The organism is Pseudomonas sp. USHLN015, assembly GCF_037153275.1.
Classification (GTDB): Bacteria; Pseudomonadota; Gammaproteobacteria; order Pseudomonadales; family Pseudomonadaceae; genus Metapseudomonas; species Metapseudomonas tohonis.
Genome location: NZ_JBBCKP010000009.1, coordinates 284,189 through 303,027 on the forward strand (window position 1 = coordinate 284,189; position 18,839 = coordinate 303,027).

An 18,839-nucleotide genomic window follows, 5' to 3' on the forward strand; every position below is an offset into this window, starting at 1 on the left:
CGTGCCAGCTCATGGCCACGCCCGCTGTTGAGGATGAAGGGCGCTTTTTCCTCCACCAGCGGGGCTCGACATGACTCCGAACGGTGGACCGATGGAGCGTGGTCCACCCCCACATCCCGGGTCGCTACGGGGTGGCCGGTGGAGGCGCATCGCGATTGAATTCGCTCCTGCGAGGCAAGCCACTCAGCACTCCTGTACAAGGAGCCGCCCCGACACCTGTGATTGACTGCTCCATGGCCGCCCGAGCCGGGCCGGCCGGTCACACGAACCACACGCACAGGCATGAGCATGATCCGTCTAGGCAACGCATGGGTGTCGCTGGAGCGGCGCGAGGCCTTCCACGAGGATGCCCCGGTCCGCCTCGGCAGCCGCGCATTCGATGTCCTCGAGGCGCTGCTGGCGGCGCCCAACCGATTGGTCACCAAGGACGAGTTGATCCGCACCATCTGGCCGGACACCGTGGTCGAGGAGAACAACCTGCAAGTGCACGTCTCCACCCTGCGCAAGGTCCTGGGGCTGGACCGCCAGATGCTCGAGACCATCCCCGGGCGGGGCTACCGCCTGAACCTGGCGCAGATCACCCGCATACCGGTGGGCACCGAAGCCAACAGCGCCGATGCCTACGAGCGCGGCAGCGACCTGCCGCCGGTCCAGGTCCATGTAGTGGACGACGAACCCGCCGTGCGCGCGGCCCTGGTACGCCAGCTTCGTTCCGCCGGCATCAGCGCCGTTGGCCATGAGTCGGCCGAAGCCTTCCTCGGCCACTGCAACTTCGCCCTGCCGGGCTGCCTGCTGCTGGATGTGCGCCTGAGCCAGGGCAGTGGTTTCGACCTGCAGGCCGAGCTGATCCGTCGCGAGGCGCCGCTGCCCATCGTCTTCATGACCGGCTTCGGCACCATCGACATGTCGGTGCGGGCGATCAAGGCCGGCGCGGAGGGCTTCCTGACCAAGCCCTTCGATGAACGGCAGTTGCTCTGCAACGTGCACGAGGCGATGCGCCAGGCGGCCGCGCGGCACGCCGAAAGCCGTCGCCTGGCCGCCGTGCGCCAGCGCTACGCGGAGCTGACGCCCCGCGAGCAGGAGGTGTTCCTGCTGCTCCTGGAAGGGTGCATGAACAAGCAGATCGCGGTGCGACTGGGGCTTCAGGAAGTGACGGTCAAGGTGCACAAAAAGCACATCATGACAAAACTGGGCACACGCACGCTGGTGGACCTGCTGCTGGTGGGTAAGATGCTCGGCAGGCTTCCCGAGCCGCATCAACGCAGCGATCCGCAGGCTTGAAAGGGCCCGCTGACATGCTGTCGGTGGCCACCCCTTCCTCCCACCGTCCAAGGCCCAGCATGCGCGTCGTGTGTGTGATCGACGACGACCCTTCAGTCCGCAAGGGCGTCGCCAACCTCCTCAAATCCGAGGGTTACAGTCCGGTCTGCTTCCAGTCCGGCGAGAGCTTCCTCGCCTCCCCCTGGAAGGAGCAGGCCGACTGCGTGCTGCTCGACCTGTGCATGCCGGGCCTGCAGGGCCAGGACGTGCAGCGCAGCCTCAACGCCCGGGGCAGCAGGGTGCCGGTGATCTGCATGTCGGCCCGCGCCAGCGAACAGGCCATCAGCCTCGCGCGACAACAGGGCGCAGTGGGTTTCATCGCCAAGCCCTTCACCGCCGAGGTGCTCCTGGCGGCCATCGGCGATGCGCTGCAGGGGCGCCCGTGACGCCGCCACCGCGCGCCGCCATCGTCCGCCAGGGCAGAGCCGACGACCTGCTTGCCTTCGACGAGGAGCGGGTGGCCGGGGCGCGCTGGGAGCGTATCGACGAGCACGATTGCCTGACCCGCTGGCGCCTGCATGACGCCACCTCGCAGCGGCGCTGGCTGCTGGTCGGCGCCGGCCCTTCCGCCTGCGCCAGGGAGCAGGCCCGGCTGGACCGCGAATACGCCATGGCGCCCTGCCTGGACGCCGCCTGGGCCGTGCCGCCGCTGGCCCTGCTGACGACGCCGCGCGGCCCGGCGCTGCTGCTCGACGACCAGGACGGTCGCCCGCTGTCCGGCCTGATCATGGGGGCGCTCTCGGTGGAGCGCTTCCTGCGCCTGGCGGTCGCCGCCACCAGTGCCCTGGCCCAGGCGCACCGGCGCGGGCTCGTGCACCGCGACATCCGCCCGGAGAACCTCATCCTCGGCAGCAACGGTGAAATCCGCCTCACCGGCTTCGCCTTCGCCGTACTGGGCGAAGGCTGCCCGGACGCCACCCTGCACAGCGCCGACAGCGGCCTCGCCTACCTCGCCCCGGAGCAGGCCGGCCGCACCGACGCCCCCGCGTCCCAACGCAGCGACCTCTATGCCCTGGGCGTGACCTTCTACCGGTTGCTCACCGGCCACCTGCCCTTCAATGCCAGCGACCCCGTGCAGTGGCTGCACCTGCACGTCGCCGTCCCCGCTCCCGCCATCGCCCGCTGGCGACCCGGGCTGCCCGCCGCCCTGGAAGACCTGGTGGCCTGGCTGCTGCACAAGCAACCGGAGAAACGCCCCGAATCGGCCCTGGCGCTGGAAGCCGAGCTGCGCCGCTTCCTCAACGAATGGCGCGAGCTGGGCAGCATCGGCCGCTCCGACGCACAGCGCGACAGCTCTCCCGGCCGCCGCCCGGGCACGCCCCTGGTGGGCCGCGAGTTTGAACTGGAGGCCCTGCGCGAAGCCGTGCAGCGCCTGCAGCGAGGCTGTGGCGGCGCGCTGCTGATCGAGGGCGAGCCCGGCATCGGCAAGACCACCCTGGTGCGCCACCTGTGGCGCAACCTGCCGGCTGACACCCTGCTGTTCGCCAACGGCAAGTGCGAGCAGGCCCGGCACAACCTGCCCTACGCGGTGCTCGCCTCGGCGCTGTCCTCGCTGTTCGCCCGACTGGTGGGCGAGTCACCGCAAGACGCTAAGCGCTGGGGCCAGCGCCTGCGCGATGCGGTGGGTGAGCAAGGCGACCTGGTCGCCCGCGTCGTGCCGGAGCTGGAATGGCTGACCGGCCCCCTCGGCAGTGCCGGCGCGCCACCGGTGAGCGAGGCGCGGCGTCACCTGCACGGCACCCTCCATCGCCTGCTGGGACTCATCGCCCGAGCCGAACACCCGCTGATCCTGTTCCTCGACGACGTGCAGTGGATCGACCAGGAGAGTCTGTCCTTCCTCGAAGAACTCGGTCCCACGCTTTTCAACCACCTGCTGCTGATCGCCGCCTACCGCGACGAGGCGCTCGGCGAAGGCTCCCGGCTGCCGGCCTTCGTCGAGCGTTGCCGCGCCCTCGGCGGCCGTACCCTGGAGATGCGCCTGCGCCCCCTGGCGGCCAACGAGATCGCCACCCTGCTCTCCAGCGAGCTGGACCTGCACCCCGCCGAGCGATCGTTGCTGGCCGGGCGTCTCAGTCAGCGCGGCAACGGCAACCCGCTATTCGTGGCACAGACCATCGCCGTGTTGCGCGAAAGCAGCGAACGGCCCGAAGCGCTGCCGGCGCTGTTCGACGATGTCGCCGCGATGATGCGCTCGCGCCTGGAGCGCCTGCCCGAACGCACCCGTCGCGCCCTCGGCCGCCTGGCGCTGCTCGGCAACCACACACCCCTGGCGGAACTGGCGCTGGTCAGCGGCACCGACGTGCCGCAGCTGCTCAACCTGCTGCGCCCGGCGTTCAAGGCAGGACTGGTAGGCGAATACCAGGACGGCCTCGCCTTCACCCACGACGCGGTCTGGGAGTCCGCCCGCGCGCAACTGCCCGAAGCCACCCGCCAGGCGATGCACCTGGCGTTCGCCCAGGCACTGCTCGATGCCCTGCCCGCCGACGCCCTGCCCGAGGCCGTGTTCCGCGTCGCCACCCAGGTGCTGGCCACCAGCGGCGAGACCCTGGACGCCTCCCGCCGCCTGGACTTCATCGAACTGCTGATGCACGCCGCTCGGCTGGCCAAGGCCTCCGCCGCCGCCTCCACCGCCCTCGCCTACCTGCATCACGCGGCGGCGCTGCTGCAGATGCAGGTGCCGCACCACGAATCCCTCGGCCGCGCCGTTGAGCTGCTCTATGCCCAGTGCCTGATCCTCAGCGCCGACTACCCGGCGGCGGAAACCTTCATCGGTGCACTGCTGGCCAGGACCGACAGCCATGCCGAGCGCTGCGAGCTGCACAAGCTCAAGTGCGAGATCAGCTCCCTGCGCGGCGACTACGCCGGCGCCGTGCTCACCGCCATCGACGGCCTCGCCTCCCTCGGCTTCGAGCTGCCCCGGGACCCCGGCGACGAGGAGACCGAGCAGGCCTGGCGACGCGTGGAGCGCGCATTGGCGACTCACTCGCCGGAGGCCCTCGACCGCCTGCCCATAGTGCGCGCCCCCCAGCTGCTGGCAACCCTGGAACTGCTTGCCAGCATCGTCATTCCCGGCTCGTTCATCCACCCCAACCTGATGCTGCTGAGCACCTGCCGCGTGCTCGAACTCAGCCTGCAGCACGGCATGAGCGCCGCAGCGGTGCACGCCCTGGCCTGGCTCGGCGTGAGCATCGCCCAGCGCTACGAAGCCTACCGCGAAGGCTTCGAATTCACCGCCCTGGCTCGACGCCTGGCCGACCAGGAATGTTATGGCTCCGCGCGCATCTCGGCGCTGGTGGCCCTGGACCAGGTCAGCGCCTGGACCCGGCCCCTGCCCTTCGCCCTGGAATGCGCCGAGACCGCCTACCGCCGGAGCCTGGCCCAGGGCACCCCGAGCTTCGCCTGCTACGCCAACACCCACGTGGTGTCCGACCTGCTGGTGCTGGGCGCCCCCATCGAGCGCATGCTGCGGCAGATCGACTCCGGCCTGGAGCTGGCACGCAACCTGGAATTCGTCGACGCGCAGAACATCCTCTACACCCAGGCCCTGTACATCCGTCGCCTGGCCGGCGAGGTGGGTACGCCCATACCCATCCCCGCACCGCAGGCCATCGCCGAGCGCGTCGCCCAGAGCAGCATGGCGCCGCTGCATTTCTGGTGGCAGCTGTTCGAAGGCCTGTTCCACTTCCTCGAAGGCGCCTTCGAGCGGGCCGCCGGCCACCTGGACCAGGCCTGGTCGCTGACCTGGGCGGCGCCGGTGCACATCCACCAGATCGACCTCGCGCTGTTCACCGTACTCAACCGCGCCGCGCTGCAGACACGTAGCGGCGTGGCCCAGGACTTCGAGCACCCCCTGGGCCGCCTGCGCCTGTGGGCCGGCAGCAACCCGCGCTATTTCGCCGACCGCCTGGCCCTGGCCGAAGCCGAGGTGTTGCGCATAGAGGGTCACGACATGGCCGCGCTGCAGCACTACGAAGACGCCATCGCCAAGGCCACCCAGTGCGGTGCCATCCATATCCGTGGCCTCGCCCACGAGCTTGAGGCTCGCCACCTCGCCGCCCTCGGCCTGGAGTTCGGCGCCCAGACCCACCTGCGCCTGGCGCGCGATGCCTGGCGCCGCTGGGGTGCGAAGAAGCTCGCCGACCAATTGGAGGCGCAACATGCCTTCCTCCGCGAGCAACCCGCCGCACCGCCGCAGGGCGTCGCGCTGCAGGCCATGCAGCATCTGGACATGGTCGCCATCACCCGCGCCTGCCAGGCGCTGTCGCGGGAAATCGAGCCGGACGCGCTGATCAAGACACTGCTGGCCAACACCGCCATGCACGCAGGCGCCACTTACACCGCCCTGCTGCTGGCCGATGACGGGGTGCTGAGGGTCGAGGCCAGCGGCCTGGCCGATGCCGGTGGCATCGACATACGCCTGCGGGCCAACCCCACCGCCACCGAAGCCGCGCCCCTGAGCCTGGTGGCCCACGTGATGCGCAATCACGAATCGCTGGTGCTCGACGGCACCGAGGCGCTGCGCCGCTTCGAGGACGACCCCTACCTGCTGCGCCTGGAATCCGCCTCAGTGGCCTGCGTGCCGCTGCTCAAGCAGAACGAGACCATCGGCGTGCTCTACCTCGAGAACACCCTGACGCCAGGCGCCTTCGAACCGGCGCGGGTTGGCGTGCTGGAACTGCTCGCGGCGCAGGCGGCCATCTCCCTGAGCAATGCACGCCTGTACACCGACCTGCTGGCGGAAAACCGCAGGCGACGCCTCGGCGAGGACACCCTGCGCCGCACCCAGGCGCTAATGGCCATCGGTCAGGCGGTGAGCCGCTACAGCACCTTCGTCTGGCGTCCCGCCGAGGAGTGCTCGCCCTGGACGCGGCACCTGGTGGCGGAGCTGGGGCTGGCACTGCCAGGCACCGGCGACCCGATGCACGACCCGAGCCTGCTGGTGCACCCTGACGACCGCCTGCGCTTCCATGCCACCCTCGCCGCCGCCGTCGCGCAGCACGAGGCCTTCCGCCTGGAGTTCCGCACCGTCGAGCTGGACGGCGGCCCGCGTTACCTGGAGCTGGCCGGCGAGCCCGACGACGGCGCCGAGACCTTCATCGGCGTCATTTCCGACATCACCGAGCGGCGCCGCACCGAGACCGACCTGCGAACCGCGCGCAGCGAACTGGAGCGCACCGCCCAAGCCACCGTGCTCGGCGAACTGGCCGCCTCCATCGCCCACGAGATCAACCAGCCGCTGGCCTCGATCCTGTCCAACGCCGGTGCCAGCATCCGCTGGCTGGAGCGCGCGCAACCGCAGATCGACGACGCCCTGGAAGGCATCCGCGACATCCTCGCCGAGGGCCAGCGCGCAGCGGGCATCGTCACCGCCATGCGCGCCCTCGCCCGCCAGGCACCGCCCGCTCGCGCCCCCGTGCGGGTGGACGAGGTGATCCGCTCCGTGCTCGCCATCACCCAGGCGGACATCCACGACAAGCACGTCAGCGTGACCCTGGCGCTGGCCCGCGACGCCTGCGCCCAAGGGGACGCGGTGCAGCTGCAGCAGGTCATGCACAACCTGATCACCAATGCCGTGGAAGCCATGCAGGCCCTGCCAGCCGGCGAGCGGCGGCTGACCATCGCCTCGCAGGCGGTGGGCGGGGACATACTGGTGACGGTGGAGGACACCGGCCCCGGCATCGCCACCGAAGACCAGGCACGGGTCTTCCAGGCCTTCTACAGCACCAAGGCGAGCGGAATGGGCATGGGCCTGGCGATCTGCTCCTCCATCGTCGCCGCCCACGGCGGGACGCTGCGCGCCACCCAGGGGCGCCATGGAGAGAGCCTGTTCTTCTTCATCCTGCCCGCGCTCGGCCAGGCTGAAGAGCGCATTCAGGACGTTTAAGGCTCCCCAAAGGACTCGACGGCAGCGAAGCGGCACTCTGGTGCCACCTTGCACAGGAGAGACGCCATGACCGACCTCGCCGCACCGGTCGCCACCCTCGACCATCGGACCTACGAACTGCTGCTGTCGCTCAAGGACAGCCTCCAGGCACCCGAACCGGCAAGCGGGCAATCCTTGCAACAGGCCAGCCTGCAACTCTGCGAACACCTGCTGCAGCGCTACCGCGCGCCCCGGCCGGCCCGCTGCGAACGCGTCGCCCTGGCCCCCTGGCAGGAGCGCAAGGCCAAGGAGATCATGGCCGGCAGCCTGTCCTCGCGGCTGTTCATCGCCGAGGTGGCCGAGCAGTGCGCACTGTCGCGCAGCCACTTCTCCCGCGCGTTCAAGAAGGCCACCGGGCTGTCGCCCCAGGAATGGTCGCTGCACTACCGCATCCGCCGCGCCAAGGAACTGCTGCTGAACCCGGGCATGCCCATCTCGCGGATCAGCCAGGAATGCGGCTTCTCCGACCAGTCGCATTTCTGCCGCGTGTTCAACAAGCTCGAAGGCACCACCCCGAACAAGTGGCGGCGCTTCCACATGCCCGACATCCAGGCCGCCAGCGCCTGAGCCTTACCCCAAGGGGTAATACCTGAAGGGGTAGACCACCGTTACCGCTGGCTCGATCGCAGGAGCGGGTTCATTGGCCCTGTCTGCGTCAAGTGTTGCCAGGAGGTTTTGGCCAAGCCGATTGCCGAACCTTGCCGATGGTTTCTGTTTCGCCCCCGCTTCATCAACGCTCCAGGGGCCCGGCGGGGTGCTGCCCACTCGACGGGCCATCCCTGGCCCGGCAGCGCTCTCGCGTCTTCGCCGGAATCGTCATCGATGTGCGCATCACGCCCGGTGCGCAGTGGCTTTCGTAGGGTGGCGTAGAGCGAAGCGAAACCCACGCGGTGGGCGTGACAGGGAGCCATGAATGCCCAGGCTTGTGTCTTCGCACGAGCTCGCAACAGCCAACGCAGACGGAGCCAGTTCATTCGCGATGGAGCTTCCGGTCATTCGCAGCCGGCGCCGGCGAGAGGCCTTTCGCGGCTGAAGCCGCTCCTACGGGGGAGCTCCCGGCAGTCCCTGGCCCATTACCCGCGACCGCGCTGCCTGTACCCCGCCGGCGATTCGCCCAGGTGCTGGCGGAACACGCGGCTGAAGGACGCCTGGCTGGGGTAGCCGACTTCCAGGGCGATGGCGCCGATGCTCATCGCCGTGCCTTGCAGCAATTGCTGCGCGCGCTCCAGGCGCAGGCGCGTCACCAGGCTGGCAGGCGGGGTGCCGGCGAGCTGGGTGAAGGCGCGCATGAAGCTGGAGCGCGACATGTTCGCCTCGGCCGCCAGTGCCTCCACCGGCCAGTCGCGCGAGAGATCCGCCAGCAGCGCCAGCGCCGCCTTGCCCAGGCGCCGGTCGCGCAGCAGGGCGAAGATGCCCAGCAGGTCCTGGCGCTCACGCAGGTAGGCGCGCATCACCAGGGTGAAGAGGATCACCGAGAGCCCGTCGACCATCGCCTGGTTGGCCACCTCTTCGCCCTCGGCCTCCAGCCGCATCAGTTCCACCACCGCAGCCAGGCGGCCCTCCGAGGTGGCGCCGGCCTGCACCACCAGCACATCGGGCAAGGCCTCCAGCAGGGTCGCGCGCGGGTTGTAGTGGATGCGCCCGCAGAGCATCTCGAAGCCCTCCCCGCCCTCGCCGATGCGCAAGAGCGGAACGCGCCCGGGCTCTTCGTGCGGGGGCGTCGGGGTGGGCAGGCGGCCCGGCTGGCCGGCCTGCAACAGGTGGGAATCGCTGCGCGGCAGCAGCAGGATCTCCCCCGCGCGCAGGCGTAGGGGCGGCTGGCCGGCGAGCTCAAGGCGGCACTCGCCGCGCAGCAGGATGTGGTAGCTGGCCTGGCCGGCCGGCAGGCGCGGATGGTCCAGGGACCAATTGCCGTGCAGCTGGCAGCGCAGATCCAGCACGCCACGGAGGTTGGCCAGGTCGATCAGGTGGTCGAATGCGTGCATCGGGACGTTTCGGCAAAGGGATGGGCAGGAATGCAAAACGCCGGGAACGCGCCGGCGGGACACTCTCCTCACCGGCCGATGACCGGCCCCGTGCAAAGCTAGGAGAAGCCATCATGCTGTTCAACTGGTCCGACTACGTTCCCGCCGTGAAGAAAGCCTTCGGCAAGCTCGGCAAGTCCCACCCGAAGATGCTCGCCGCCTACCAGGCCCTGGGCGCCGCCGCCAGCGACGGCGACGCGCTCGACGCCAAGACCCGCGAACTGATCGCCATGGCCGTGGCCATCACCACCCGCTGCGACGGCTGCATCGGCGTGCATGCCGAAGCCGCGCGCAAGGCCGGCGCCACCGAGGCCGAACTGGCCCAGGCCCTGGCCACCGCCATCTCGCTGAACGCCGGCGCGGCCTACATCTACTCGCTGCGCGCCCTGGAGGCCTTCGAGCAGACGGCCTGAGGCCCGGCGCCTTACCCGCGCTAGAGCAGCACGCCCTTCACCGGCTGCGCCGGCTCGGGCGCGGGTTCGCCCAGCAGCTCCAGCACCGTGATCTCGATGTTGCGGCACATGGCGTTCAGCGGCAGGTCGTTGGGCTGGGTGTCGAAGGGGTCGGAAATCTGGTCGCCGAGGGCATCCAGGCCGAAGAAGGTGTACGCCAGCACGCAGACCGCGAAGGGCGTGAACCAGCCGATGGCGTCCACCAGGCAGAACGGCAGCAGGAAGCAGTACACGTGGACGATGCGGTGCAGCATGAGGATGTAGGGATAGGGGATGGGCGTGTTCTTGATGCGCTCGCAGCCGCCCAGCACGTAGGACAACCGGGTCAGTTGCTCGTCGAGAGACGCCTGGACCCTCTCGCCCGCCCCCGCCTCGCGGCTCGCCGCCATCACGCGCTGGCCGATCAGCCCCAGCAGCGCGCTGGGCACGTTGCCCTTGCCGGCCAGCTGCGCGCGGGCCGGTGCGTCCAGCAGGCGCTGCACGTCGGCGCCATCGCCCCCGCCACGCAGGTGATCGCGCAACGCATGGCTGAAGGCGGCCAGCGCATCCACCAGCCGGCGGCGCTCGGCTGGTGGCATGGCCGGGGTCAGGCTCAGCAGTTGCCGGGTCAGGTTGCGGGTGACGATCAGCAGCTCGCCCCACAACGTGCGTGCCTCCCAGAAGCGCTGGTAGGCCACGGTGTTCCTGAAGCCGAGGAAGATCGCCAGCGTCAGCCCCCAGAGGGTGAAGGGCGTGGCCGTGAGGATCACCTTGTAGTGATAGAGCGTGCCGTGGGTGGCCACCACCACCGAACTGATCAGCACGGTGAACACCACCTTGCGCCAGATGGCCGGGATGATCGACCCCTTGAGGGAGAACAGCAGGACCGGGATCGAAGGATTCTGGGGACGGGTGATCATCGGCTAGGCTCGGCAGGCAGGACGGGGATGGGCGCAACTATAGAGCCTGGCGACCCCGTTTGGCCTGCGCCCCACAGCAAATACCAGCCCGCTCGCAACCCTGTGCCGGCGGCGGGTCCTTCGCAGCTGAAGCCGCTCCCACAAGGAGAGCCTCTGCGGTTGGGCCCGATATCGCTGCGTTGGGCCTCGCTACGCTCGGCACCAACCTACGACGCCGTGCCCAACTCGAACCAGGGCGCCAACCGGTGTGGTGGATGACGCTCCTTTCATCCACCAAGCGACCTTGCAGCACACACGCATGCCTGCCTCAGAAGTCGTACCGCGCCGTCATCCCCAGCGTCCTCGGGGTGCCGAGCACGCCGGTGTAGGCGCCGTTCGGCGAGTTCCACAGGGTGGTGTAGTAGGTCTTGTCGAAGGCGTTCTTCAACCACAGCGACACGTCCCACTGGCCGTCCCCCAGGTCGCCGCGCACGCCGGTGGCAAGGCTGACCAGCGCGTAGCTGGGCAACCGGGCGTAGCGCGAGTCGTCGATGGTGCCCACCGCGTGGGAGCGGAAGGCGTAGCTGGCGTTGAGGTACGGGCGCACCGTCTCCAGCTGCCATTCGTAGGTGCCGTTGCCGTTGAAGATCCACTTCGAGGCGCCGACCACGTTGTGCCCGCTGAGGTCGCACGAGGCCGGTGCGCCGGGGCGCAGGGCCACTTCCGCCGGGCAGGGAGCGTCCTCGTAGGCGAGGTAGCGCACGTCGTTGTACGAGCCGTTGGCGTTCAGGGTCAGCCCGCGCATGGGGCGCAGGGTCGCCTCGAACTCCACGCCCCGGCTGCGCACGCTGCCGGCGTTGGTGAGGTAGCTGGTGAGGTTGACGTCGTCGTAGGCGTTGGCCTGATAGCCGTGGACCACCGTCCAGAACAGGTTCGCGTTGAGCTGCAGGCGGTTGTCCAGCAGCGTGCTCTTGATGCCCAGCTCGGCATCATTGGCGCGCTCGGTGCCGATCAGCAGCGAGTCCGCCCCCGCCACCGGGGCGCTGGCGACGCTGAGGTTCACGCCGCCGGACTTCTCGCCATGGGACAGCGAGGCGTAGCCCAGCACCCGGTCCTCGAAGCGGTAGGCCAGGCTGAGCAGCGCCGAGGGGCTGAAGCTGTACTGCGCCAGGTCGCCCGAGTCGTAGGCGCCGACCCGCGCATTGCGCACCGAGGCCGCCGCACCGCTCACGGCGGCACCGCCCACGGGGGCATTGCGCCCGACCCGCGCCTGCTTCTCCTCGTAGGTGCCGCGCACCCCGGCGGTGAAATCGAGGCGCTCGGTGAGGTGCCAGGTGCCCTGGGCGAACAGCGCGAAGCTGTCGGTATCGATCCGGCCCTTGCCGATGCTGGTGACGTCGTTGAGCGCGCCGGCCGGCGTGCCGTTCCAGGTGTCGGCCAGGGGACCGTAGTACGTGAACACCTCGTTGCGCATTTCCTGGCGGAAGTAATAGGCGCCGAGCACGTAGTCGAAGGCGCCGCCGGTGGGCGATGCCAGGCGCAGTTCCTGGGAGTACTGCTTATCGCGGGCGGACTGGCCGACGTTGTCCATCACCCGCACATTCAGCTCATCGTCGTTGCGCGGGGTGAAGTCCCACCAGCGGTAGGCGCTGATGGAGGTCAGGGTGAAGTCGTTGGGCAGCGTCCAGTTGGCCTCCAGCGAAGTGCCGCCCTGGAACACCTTCACGCTCTGCTCGGCGTCCAGGTTGACGTGGCGCCCGCGCACCAGGGTCGCGCCCACGGCGGCGGCGCGCTGCTCGTAGCGGTTGACGCCGTTGATGGTCGGCCCAGTGCTGAACAGCGAACGCGTCCCGGCGCTGGAGTCTTCCTCGTTGTAGTCGGCGATCCAGCGCAGGTTGAAGGCCTCGTTCGGCTCGAACAGCAATTGCCCGCGGAAGCCCTGGCGGGTGCCGCCGCCCAGGGTGTGGCCATCGTGCTCGTTCTCCACGTAGCCGTTCTCGCGGGTGCGGTAGGCCGACAGGCGCCCGGCCAGGGTCTCGCTCAGGGGGCCGGAGAAACTGCCCTGGTTCTGCACGTAGCCGTCCTCGCCGATGGAGCTGGAAACCCCGCCCTCGGCAGTGAAGCTCGGCTTGCGGGTGCCGATGTTGAGCACGCCGGCGGTGGTGTTCTTGCCGAACAGCGTGCCCTGCGGGCCGCGCAGCAATTCCAGCTGCTCGATGTCCAGCAGGTCGAACACCGCCATCCCTGGGCGCCCCAGGTAGACGTTGTCCAGGTAGATGCCGGCGCTGCCTTCCAGGCCATCGCTGGCCGGGTTGTTGCCCAGGCCACGGATGGACAGGCTCGACTGCCGCGCATGCATGAAGGCGACATTGAGGCTGGGCATCGCCTGCTGCAGGTCCTGCACGCGGTACAGGCGCTGCTCTTCCAGGGTCTGTGCCGAGAGCACGGTCATCGGTGTCGGCACCGACTGCGCCTCTTCGGTGCGGCGGCGGGCGTTGACCGTCACCGCTTGCAGGGTGGTGTCACCGGCCGTGGCGCCGGGCGTGCGCTCGGCCGCCGAGGCCTGGCTCGGCGCGCAGGCCAGGGCGACGAGGGTGGGAACCAGCATCCGCAGGGCGGACGCGCAGGGGGGCCGGTTGAAGGGCGTGGTCATCATGGACTCCGGTCATGAGTGGACCCTCGCTGCGCGTGGTCTGCGTAAGCGTGATCGGGTGGTGGTCGTGGGTGGATGGGTGAAGCCGCGCGATCAACCGCGCAGCCAGGGGATGTCCCGCGCCAGGTAGCGGTGCGCGCGGAAGATGGCGTTGTTCTCGCCCGGCAGGTAGGCCCGCGAGGCGGCGTCCGGGTAGGCGGCGAAATGCGGGTTGATGTACTCCCACACCACGGCGCCCTCGCGGGTGACCTCGAACAGCCGGCCGAAGTTGGCCTCGGTGATCAGGGTGTTGCCGTTCTCCAGGCGCTGGGCACCGCCCATGAAGGGGGTGAAGAAGGCGTAGCCGGGGGTGTCGGCGTACTGCCATTCGATGCGCTGGGCGATGGGGTCGACCTCGATCACCCGCGAATGGGGCATGGAGATGTGCGGGCGCGAGATGCCGTTGTCGAACACCAGCACGCGGCCGTCCTCCAGCTCGCTGGGGCAATGCTGCTGGGCGACGATGTCGTGGCCCAGGCGCCAGAGCACGCGGCCGCTGGCCCGCTCCACGGCGATCACCGAGGAGACGCTGCGCAGGCTGAGGATCACCTTGCCGTCGCGCCCCGGGGTCACCGCGTTGGTCATCGGCCAGTGGTAGCGCTCGAAGCAGTCGTGCAGCGGGTAGTCCTCCGGCGCCAGGTGCTCCCAGCTGCGCCATTCCCAGAGGGTGGCACCGGTGCGGTCGACCTCCTTGACCACGTCGCCATAGATCACCCCGCCCGGCGCCTCGCTGCCGGGGATGCCGCCCTGCACGCGCGCGGCGATGGGCTTGGGCAAGGGCTCGGCGGTGGTGTAGAGCAGGTTGCCGTTGGCCAGCCACTGGGCGTCGTGGTGGTGGGCGAGATCGGTGTGCTGCCAGACCACCTCGCCCTCCGGGGTCACCTCGGAGAAGGCGCCGCCGTGCCACACCGACCAGCCCGGGAACAGCTCGGGCGAGTCCGGGTGGTTGCCGTTGTAGCCGAGGTTGCCGTTGGCCAGCAGCACCGCATCGCGGCCGGGGCGCTGCGGCAGTTGCCAGCGGTGCACCTCGTTGCCGTCGATGTCGATGAGGAAGACCTTGCCGCCGGCGGTCTGCGGGGCGAACAGGGTGTAGCCGCCGGCGGAGCGCTCGTGGTCGACGGCGATCAGGCCGGTGGCGTGGCGGCGCAGGGTGGTGGAATCGAGTGGGGGCATGGGGTTTCTCCGGGTGAGCGCCGCCCTGCCGGCAGGTGCGGCATGGCGGTCGGGCTGGGGGTCAGTGGGCGCTGGGGAGCAGGCGGTTGTAACGGTCGTCGAAGGCCTCTCCCACCTGCAGCGGCCGGGGGATCAGCCGCGCCTCGGCGAAGGCGTCGGCCAGGCGCTGCTGCAGGGCGCTGACGCGGCCGTCCAGGGGCACGTAGCGCAGGCTCTGCTGCTGCAGCATCTCCTGCACCAGGGGCAGCGGCAGGCGGGTGACGCCGGCCAGGTGCTCCGCCCAGGGGCCGGGGTTGGCGGTGGCCCAGGCCTGGGCGCGGGCCAGGCGCTGGACGAAGTCGCCCAGCAGGTCGGCCTTCAGCGGGTCGTGCAAGGCGGCCAGGCTGGCCACGGTGAAGTTGAGGCCGGTCTCGGGCCAGGGGCTGCCATCCACCAGCCGGCGCGCGCCCCGCGAGGTGGCCTGGCCGACGAAGGGGTACCACACCGCCCAGGCATCCAGGCGGCCGCTGGCGAAGGCGTTCTGCGCATCCACGGGGCTGGCGTAGAGCACCTGGATATCGGCGATCTTCAGCCCCGCGCCGGCCAGCGCGGCCAGCAGCAGGTAGTGGCCGCTGGCCCCCTTGGCCACGGCGACGCGCTTGCCCTTGAGCTCGGCGACGCTGTGCAGGGGCGAATCCGCCGGTACCAGCAGCGCGTTGTTGTTCTGCGCGCCTTCGGCGGCGGCGATGATGCGCACGTCGAAGCCACCGGCCTGGGCGAACACCGGCGGCGCGTTGCCCACCACGCCCACGTCCACGGCGGCGGCGTTGAGCGCCTCCATCAGCGCCGGCCCGGCGGTGAAGGGGTGCCAGTCGAGGCGGTACGGCAGGTCGCGGTCCTCACCCGCTGCCGCCAGCAGCGCCTGGACCAGGCCGCTCTGGTCGCCCACCTCCAGCTCGACGCCGGCCAGCTCGGTGGCGGGCCGGGCCGCCAGGGGCGAAGGCTCGGCGTGGGCCGGCCCGGCGCACAGCAGGACGAGCAGCGGCAGGTGCTTGGCAGCGGAAAGGAATCGGCGCATCGTCGCGGGTCTCTGAATCAAGGCTGGCCCCAGTATGTCGACGCCTCGCGCTCGCCTCCATGTCAAACACCCCACCTTTTCTGCCATCGCGGCGCCCCGCCCCGTGCTGGTCCTGGCCTTCCCCGGCGCCCTGCTGCTGAACGCCGCCGGCCCGCTGGAAGTGTTCGCCGCCGCGCCCCGCGTGCTCGGTGGCGAGCTGGCCGAGCACCCGCCCTACCGCGTGGTGCTGGCGTCCCCCGAGGGCGGCGAGATCGAGACCATTTCCGGCATCCAGGTGTGCACCCGCTCGCTGGAGCAGGTGGCGCGCGAGGTGCCGGACATCGACACGCTGATCGTCATCGGCGGCCCGGGCGTGTCGCAGCTGGAGACCGATGCCGACGCCATCGCCTGGCTGCGCCGTCATGCCCCCAGCGCCCGCCGCCTGTGCTCGGTGGGCACCGGCGCCTTCGCCCTGGCCGCTGCAGGCCTGCTGGACGGGCGCCGCGTGGTGACCCACTGGAAGTTCGCCGAGGACCTGCAACAGGGCTACCCGGCGCTGCACGTGGAACGCGACGCGCTGTACCTGCACGACGACAACCTGTGGACCTGCGGCGGCGCCTCGGCGGGCATCGACCTCGGCCTCGCCCTGCTGGAGCAGGACCTCGGCCCCCACGCTGCCCTGGCGCTGGCGCGCTACTTCACCCTGTTCATCCACCGTTCGGCCGAGCAGCCCCAGCTCAGCGCCTCGCTGAAGGCGCAGAGCGACGCCCTGCGCAGCGACCGTGACCTGCGCCTGGTGCGCCTGCACGCCTGGATGGCCGAGAACCTCGACGCCGATCTGCGCGTCGAGCGCCTGGCCGAACGCGTCGGCATGAGCCCGCGCCACTTCGCCCGCGCCTATGCCGCCGCCACCGGCGGCACCCCGGCCCAGGCCGTGGAGACCCTGCGCCTGGAAGCCGCCTGCCGGCTGCTGGAAACCAGCGCCGAGCCCATCAAGCGCATCGCCGAGACCACCGGCTTCGGCAACGAGGAACGCATGCGCCGCAGCTTCCAGCGCCAGCTCGGCACCAGCCCCCTCGCCTACCGCGCCCAGGCCCGCGCCCCGCAACAGACCGACAGCCTCCCCGCCCAGGGCCAGACCGGCTACCGCCATGACAACCGCCTCGCCATCGCCCTGGAGCAGCTGGCGCAATAGGGGCCGGCAGCGGCAGCACCCCGTGGGAGCGAATTCATTCGCGAAGGAGCGGCCAGCCACTCGCGGCCCCGTGCCTGCGGGAGATCTTTCGCGGCTGAAGCCGCTCCCACAGGGCGGACGCCGACCTACGGCACGTGCGCAACCCGAGCCACGGAGCCAACCTGTGTAGGGTGGATGGCGCTTTTTCCATCCACCGGCGGTGCCTCGGGGAACACCGTGGGAGGGCAGCCCTGCGGGCTGCTTGGCGACTGAAGTCGCCCCGGCAGTCGCCGTACGATCGCCCCTACGCGGCACGTGGCGGTATCAGCGATATCGTTATGCTAAAACGATCTATCAATCTAATTTTTACATCCTTCAGGGAATTAAGGCGGCGCTCTATAGTGCGGGTCCCAGCCCTCCCCGCACGTCCGGAAGCGTGCTCGCACAAGGATTCCTGCATGTCCCCTCGCCTGTTGTTCCCCGCCCTCCTCCTGGCCCTGGCGGGATGCGCGGCGACGCCGCCCGCGTCGGTCCACACCACCAACCCCACCAGCTCCACCCTGCAGGGCGACGCCTCGCGGCCGGCGCAGGCGCATTGGCTGCGCACCGAGCTGTATTTCTCCGTGGGCCCGCTGGAGGGTGGCCCGGGCAGCGTCAGCCCGGCGCGCTGGCGCGAGTTCATCGACCAGGAGGTGACGGCGCGCTTCCCCGACGGCTTCACCGCCTATGACGCCTACGGCCAGTGGCGCGACAAGGGAGCCGCGCAACCCGAGCGCCTGAGCACCAAGGTCATCGTCATCCTCCACGAGGACACCCCGCGCCACGACGCCAATATCGAAGCCATCCGCCTGGCCTGGAAACGCATCACCGGCGACCTCTCGGTGCTGCGCCTGTCGCAACCGGCGGACGTGTCGTTCTGATGGCCGACTACCGGGAAACCCTCTACGAGGGCTACGGCCAGCAGCTGCGCATCGACGAGTTGCTGCATGAAGGCCATACCGACCAGCAGCACCTGGTGATCTTCCGCAACGCCCGTTTCGGCCGCGTCATGGCCCTGGACGGCGTGGTGCAGACCACCGAGGCCGACGAATGCATCTACCACGAGACGCTGGCCCACGTGCCGATCCTCGCCCATGGCGCGGTACGCAGGGTGCTGGTGATCGGTGTCGGGGACGGCGGCATCCTGCGCGAGATCGTGCGCCATGCAGGCATCGAGGAGATCGTTGCGGTGGAGATCGACGCCGCGGTGATCGCGCTGTGCCGCGAGCACCTGCCGCAGCATTCGGCCGGCGCGCTGGACGACCCGCGCCTGCGCCTGGTGATCGGCGACGGTCTGGATTTCGTCGCCACCACCGAGGAGCGCTTTGATGTGATCATCAGCGACTCCACCGACCCGGGCGGCCCCGCCAGCAGCCTGTTCGGCGCTGACTTCTACCGCAACTGCCGGCGCTGCCTGAACGCCGACGGCGTGCTCGCCACCCAGAACGGCGTGCCCTTCCTGCAGCCGGACGAGCTGAGCGGCACCGCGCGCCACCTGGCGGCCACCTTCGCCGACTGGGGCTTCTTCCTCGCGGCGGTGCCCACCTACATCGGCGGCGCCATGAGCTTCGGCTGGGCCAGCAACAGCCACCGCGCCCGCGCCACCGACCTCGCCACCCTGCAGCAACGCTTCGCAGCCAGCGGCCTGCGCACCCGCTACTACAACGCTGAGGTGCACCAGGCCGCATTCGCCCTGCCGCAGTACATGCGCGAGTTGATCGAAGGGTGAATTTCCCCGCGCAGGCGCCAAGCCGGACGTAGGGTGGACCGCGCTTCATCGGCCCACCGTTCGTACTCGCCGGTCACTCCGCCTGGTGGATGAAAAGAGCGTCATCCACCCTACCGATCGAATCCGCGCCGCCCATCGTTTTGCAACCCGTAACGGGCATCTGGGCGTAGCGTGGACCGCGCTTCATCGGTCCACCTTGCGTGCTCGCCGGCCACTCTGCTGGTGGATGAAAAGAGCGTCATCCACCCTACCGGTCGAATCCGCGCCACCCATCGCTTTGCAACCCGTAACGGGCATCCGGACGTAGGGTGGACCACGCTTCATCGGTCCACCGTTCGTGCTCGCCGGTCACTCCGCCTGGTGGATGAAAAGAGCGTCATCCACCCTACACAAGCCCAT

Annotated in this window: 13 protein-coding genes; 8 read left to right on the plus strand and 5 right to left on the minus strand. The window is 69.9% G+C overall.

What is annotated here, in order from left to right; translation table 11 throughout:
• The first annotated feature begins 288 nt into the window (after nt 1-288).
• The 4 genes from WFQ67_RS19860 to WFQ67_RS19875 all read left to right on the plus strand — a co-directional run bounded on the left by WFQ67_RS19860 (nt 289) and on the right by WFQ67_RS19875 (nt 7,810).
• Nucleotides 289-1,281 (plus strand): response regulator, encoded by a 993-nt coding sequence (locus tag WFQ67_RS19860; RefSeq protein ID WP_337057968.1) that lies wholly within the window; start codon nt 289-291, stop codon nt 1,279-1,281.
• Nucleotides 1,282-1,340: 59 nt separating this feature from the next.
• Complete coding sequence (locus tag WFQ67_RS19865; protein WP_337057969.1) at nt 1,341-1,706, plus strand: response regulator transcription factor; 366 nt, start codon at nt 1,341-1,343, stop codon at nt 1,704-1,706.
• Nucleotides 1,703-7,204 (plus strand): trifunctional serine/threonine-protein kinase/ATP-binding protein/sensor histidine kinase, encoded by a 5,502-nt coding sequence (locus tag WFQ67_RS19870; RefSeq protein WP_337057970.1) that lies wholly within the window; start codon nt 1,703-1,705, stop codon nt 7,202-7,204. The genes WFQ67_RS19865 and WFQ67_RS19870 overlap by 4 nt, the downstream gene beginning before the upstream one ends.
• 66 nt (nt 7,205-7,270) lie before the next feature.
• Nucleotides 7,271-7,810 (plus strand): AraC family transcriptional regulator, encoded by a 540-nt coding sequence (locus WFQ67_RS19875; protein ID WP_337057971.1) that lies wholly within the window; start codon nt 7,271-7,273, stop codon nt 7,808-7,810.
• 506 nt (nt 7,811-8,316) lie between these two features.
• Here WFQ67_RS19875 and WFQ67_RS19880 read toward each other — a convergent pair.
• Nucleotides 8,317-9,228, minus strand: a complete 912-nt coding sequence (locus tag WFQ67_RS19880; RefSeq protein ID WP_337057972.1) for an AraC family transcriptional regulator — start codon at nt 9,226-9,228, stop codon at nt 8,317-8,319.
• Nucleotides 9,229-9,341: 113 nt separating this feature from the next.
• Between WFQ67_RS19880 and WFQ67_RS19885 the strand changes: the two genes are divergently transcribed.
• Nucleotides 9,342-9,680, plus strand: coding sequence for a carboxymuconolactone decarboxylase family protein (locus tag WFQ67_RS19885; RefSeq protein ID WP_021220047.1), 339 nt, complete (start codon nt 9,342-9,344; stop codon nt 9,678-9,680).
• A gap of 20 nt (nt 9,681-9,700) precedes the next feature.
• Here the strand turns inward: WFQ67_RS19885 and WFQ67_RS19890 are convergent, their stop codons facing one another.
• The 4 genes from WFQ67_RS19890 to WFQ67_RS19905 all read right to left on the minus strand — a co-directional run bounded on the left by WFQ67_RS19890 (nt 9,701) and on the right by WFQ67_RS19905 (nt 15,519).
• Nucleotides 9,701-10,618, minus strand: a complete 918-nt coding sequence (locus tag WFQ67_RS19890; protein ID WP_337057973.1) for a bestrophin family protein — start codon at nt 10,616-10,618, stop codon at nt 9,701-9,703.
• 307 nt (nt 10,619-10,925) lie between these two features.
• Nucleotides 10,926-13,250, minus strand: a complete 2,325-nt coding sequence (locus tag WFQ67_RS19895) for a TonB-dependent receptor (protein WP_337057974.1) — start codon at nt 13,248-13,250, stop codon at nt 10,926-10,928.
• A gap of 93 nt (nt 13,251-13,343) precedes the next feature.
• The gene (locus WFQ67_RS19900; RefSeq protein WP_337057975.1) at nt 13,344-14,462 is read right to left on the minus strand and encodes an aryl-sulfate sulfotransferase; all 1,119 of its coding nucleotides are present in this window, start codon (nt 14,460-14,462) and stop codon (nt 13,344-13,346) included.
• Nucleotides 14,463-14,523: 61 nt separating this feature from the next.
• Complete coding sequence (locus tag WFQ67_RS19905; RefSeq protein WP_337057976.1) at nt 14,524-15,519, minus strand: ABC transporter substrate-binding protein; 996 nt, start codon at nt 15,517-15,519, stop codon at nt 14,524-14,526.
• A gap of 103 nt (nt 15,520-15,622) precedes the next feature.
• Here WFQ67_RS19905 and WFQ67_RS19910 point away from each other — a divergent pair, with 103 nt between their 5' ends.
• The 3 genes from WFQ67_RS19910 to speE all read left to right on the plus strand — a co-directional run bounded on the left by WFQ67_RS19910 (nt 15,623) and on the right by speE (nt 18,440).
• Entirely contained in the window at nt 15,623-16,693 is a 1,071-nt protein-coding gene (locus WFQ67_RS19910) for a GlxA family transcriptional regulator (protein WP_337057977.1), read from the plus strand.
• Nucleotides 16,694-17,130: 437 nt separating this feature from the next.
• Nucleotides 17,131-17,592 (plus strand): DUF3574 domain-containing protein, encoded by a 462-nt coding sequence (locus WFQ67_RS19915; protein WP_213625167.1) that lies wholly within the window; start codon nt 17,131-17,133, stop codon nt 17,590-17,592.
• Nucleotides 17,592-18,440, plus strand: coding sequence for a polyamine aminopropyltransferase (gene speE, locus WFQ67_RS19920; RefSeq protein WP_337057978.1), 849 nt, complete (start codon nt 17,592-17,594; stop codon nt 18,438-18,440). Before WFQ67_RS19915 ends, speE begins: the two co-directional genes overlap by 1 nt.
• The last annotated feature ends 399 nt before the right edge of the window (nt 18,441-18,839 follow it).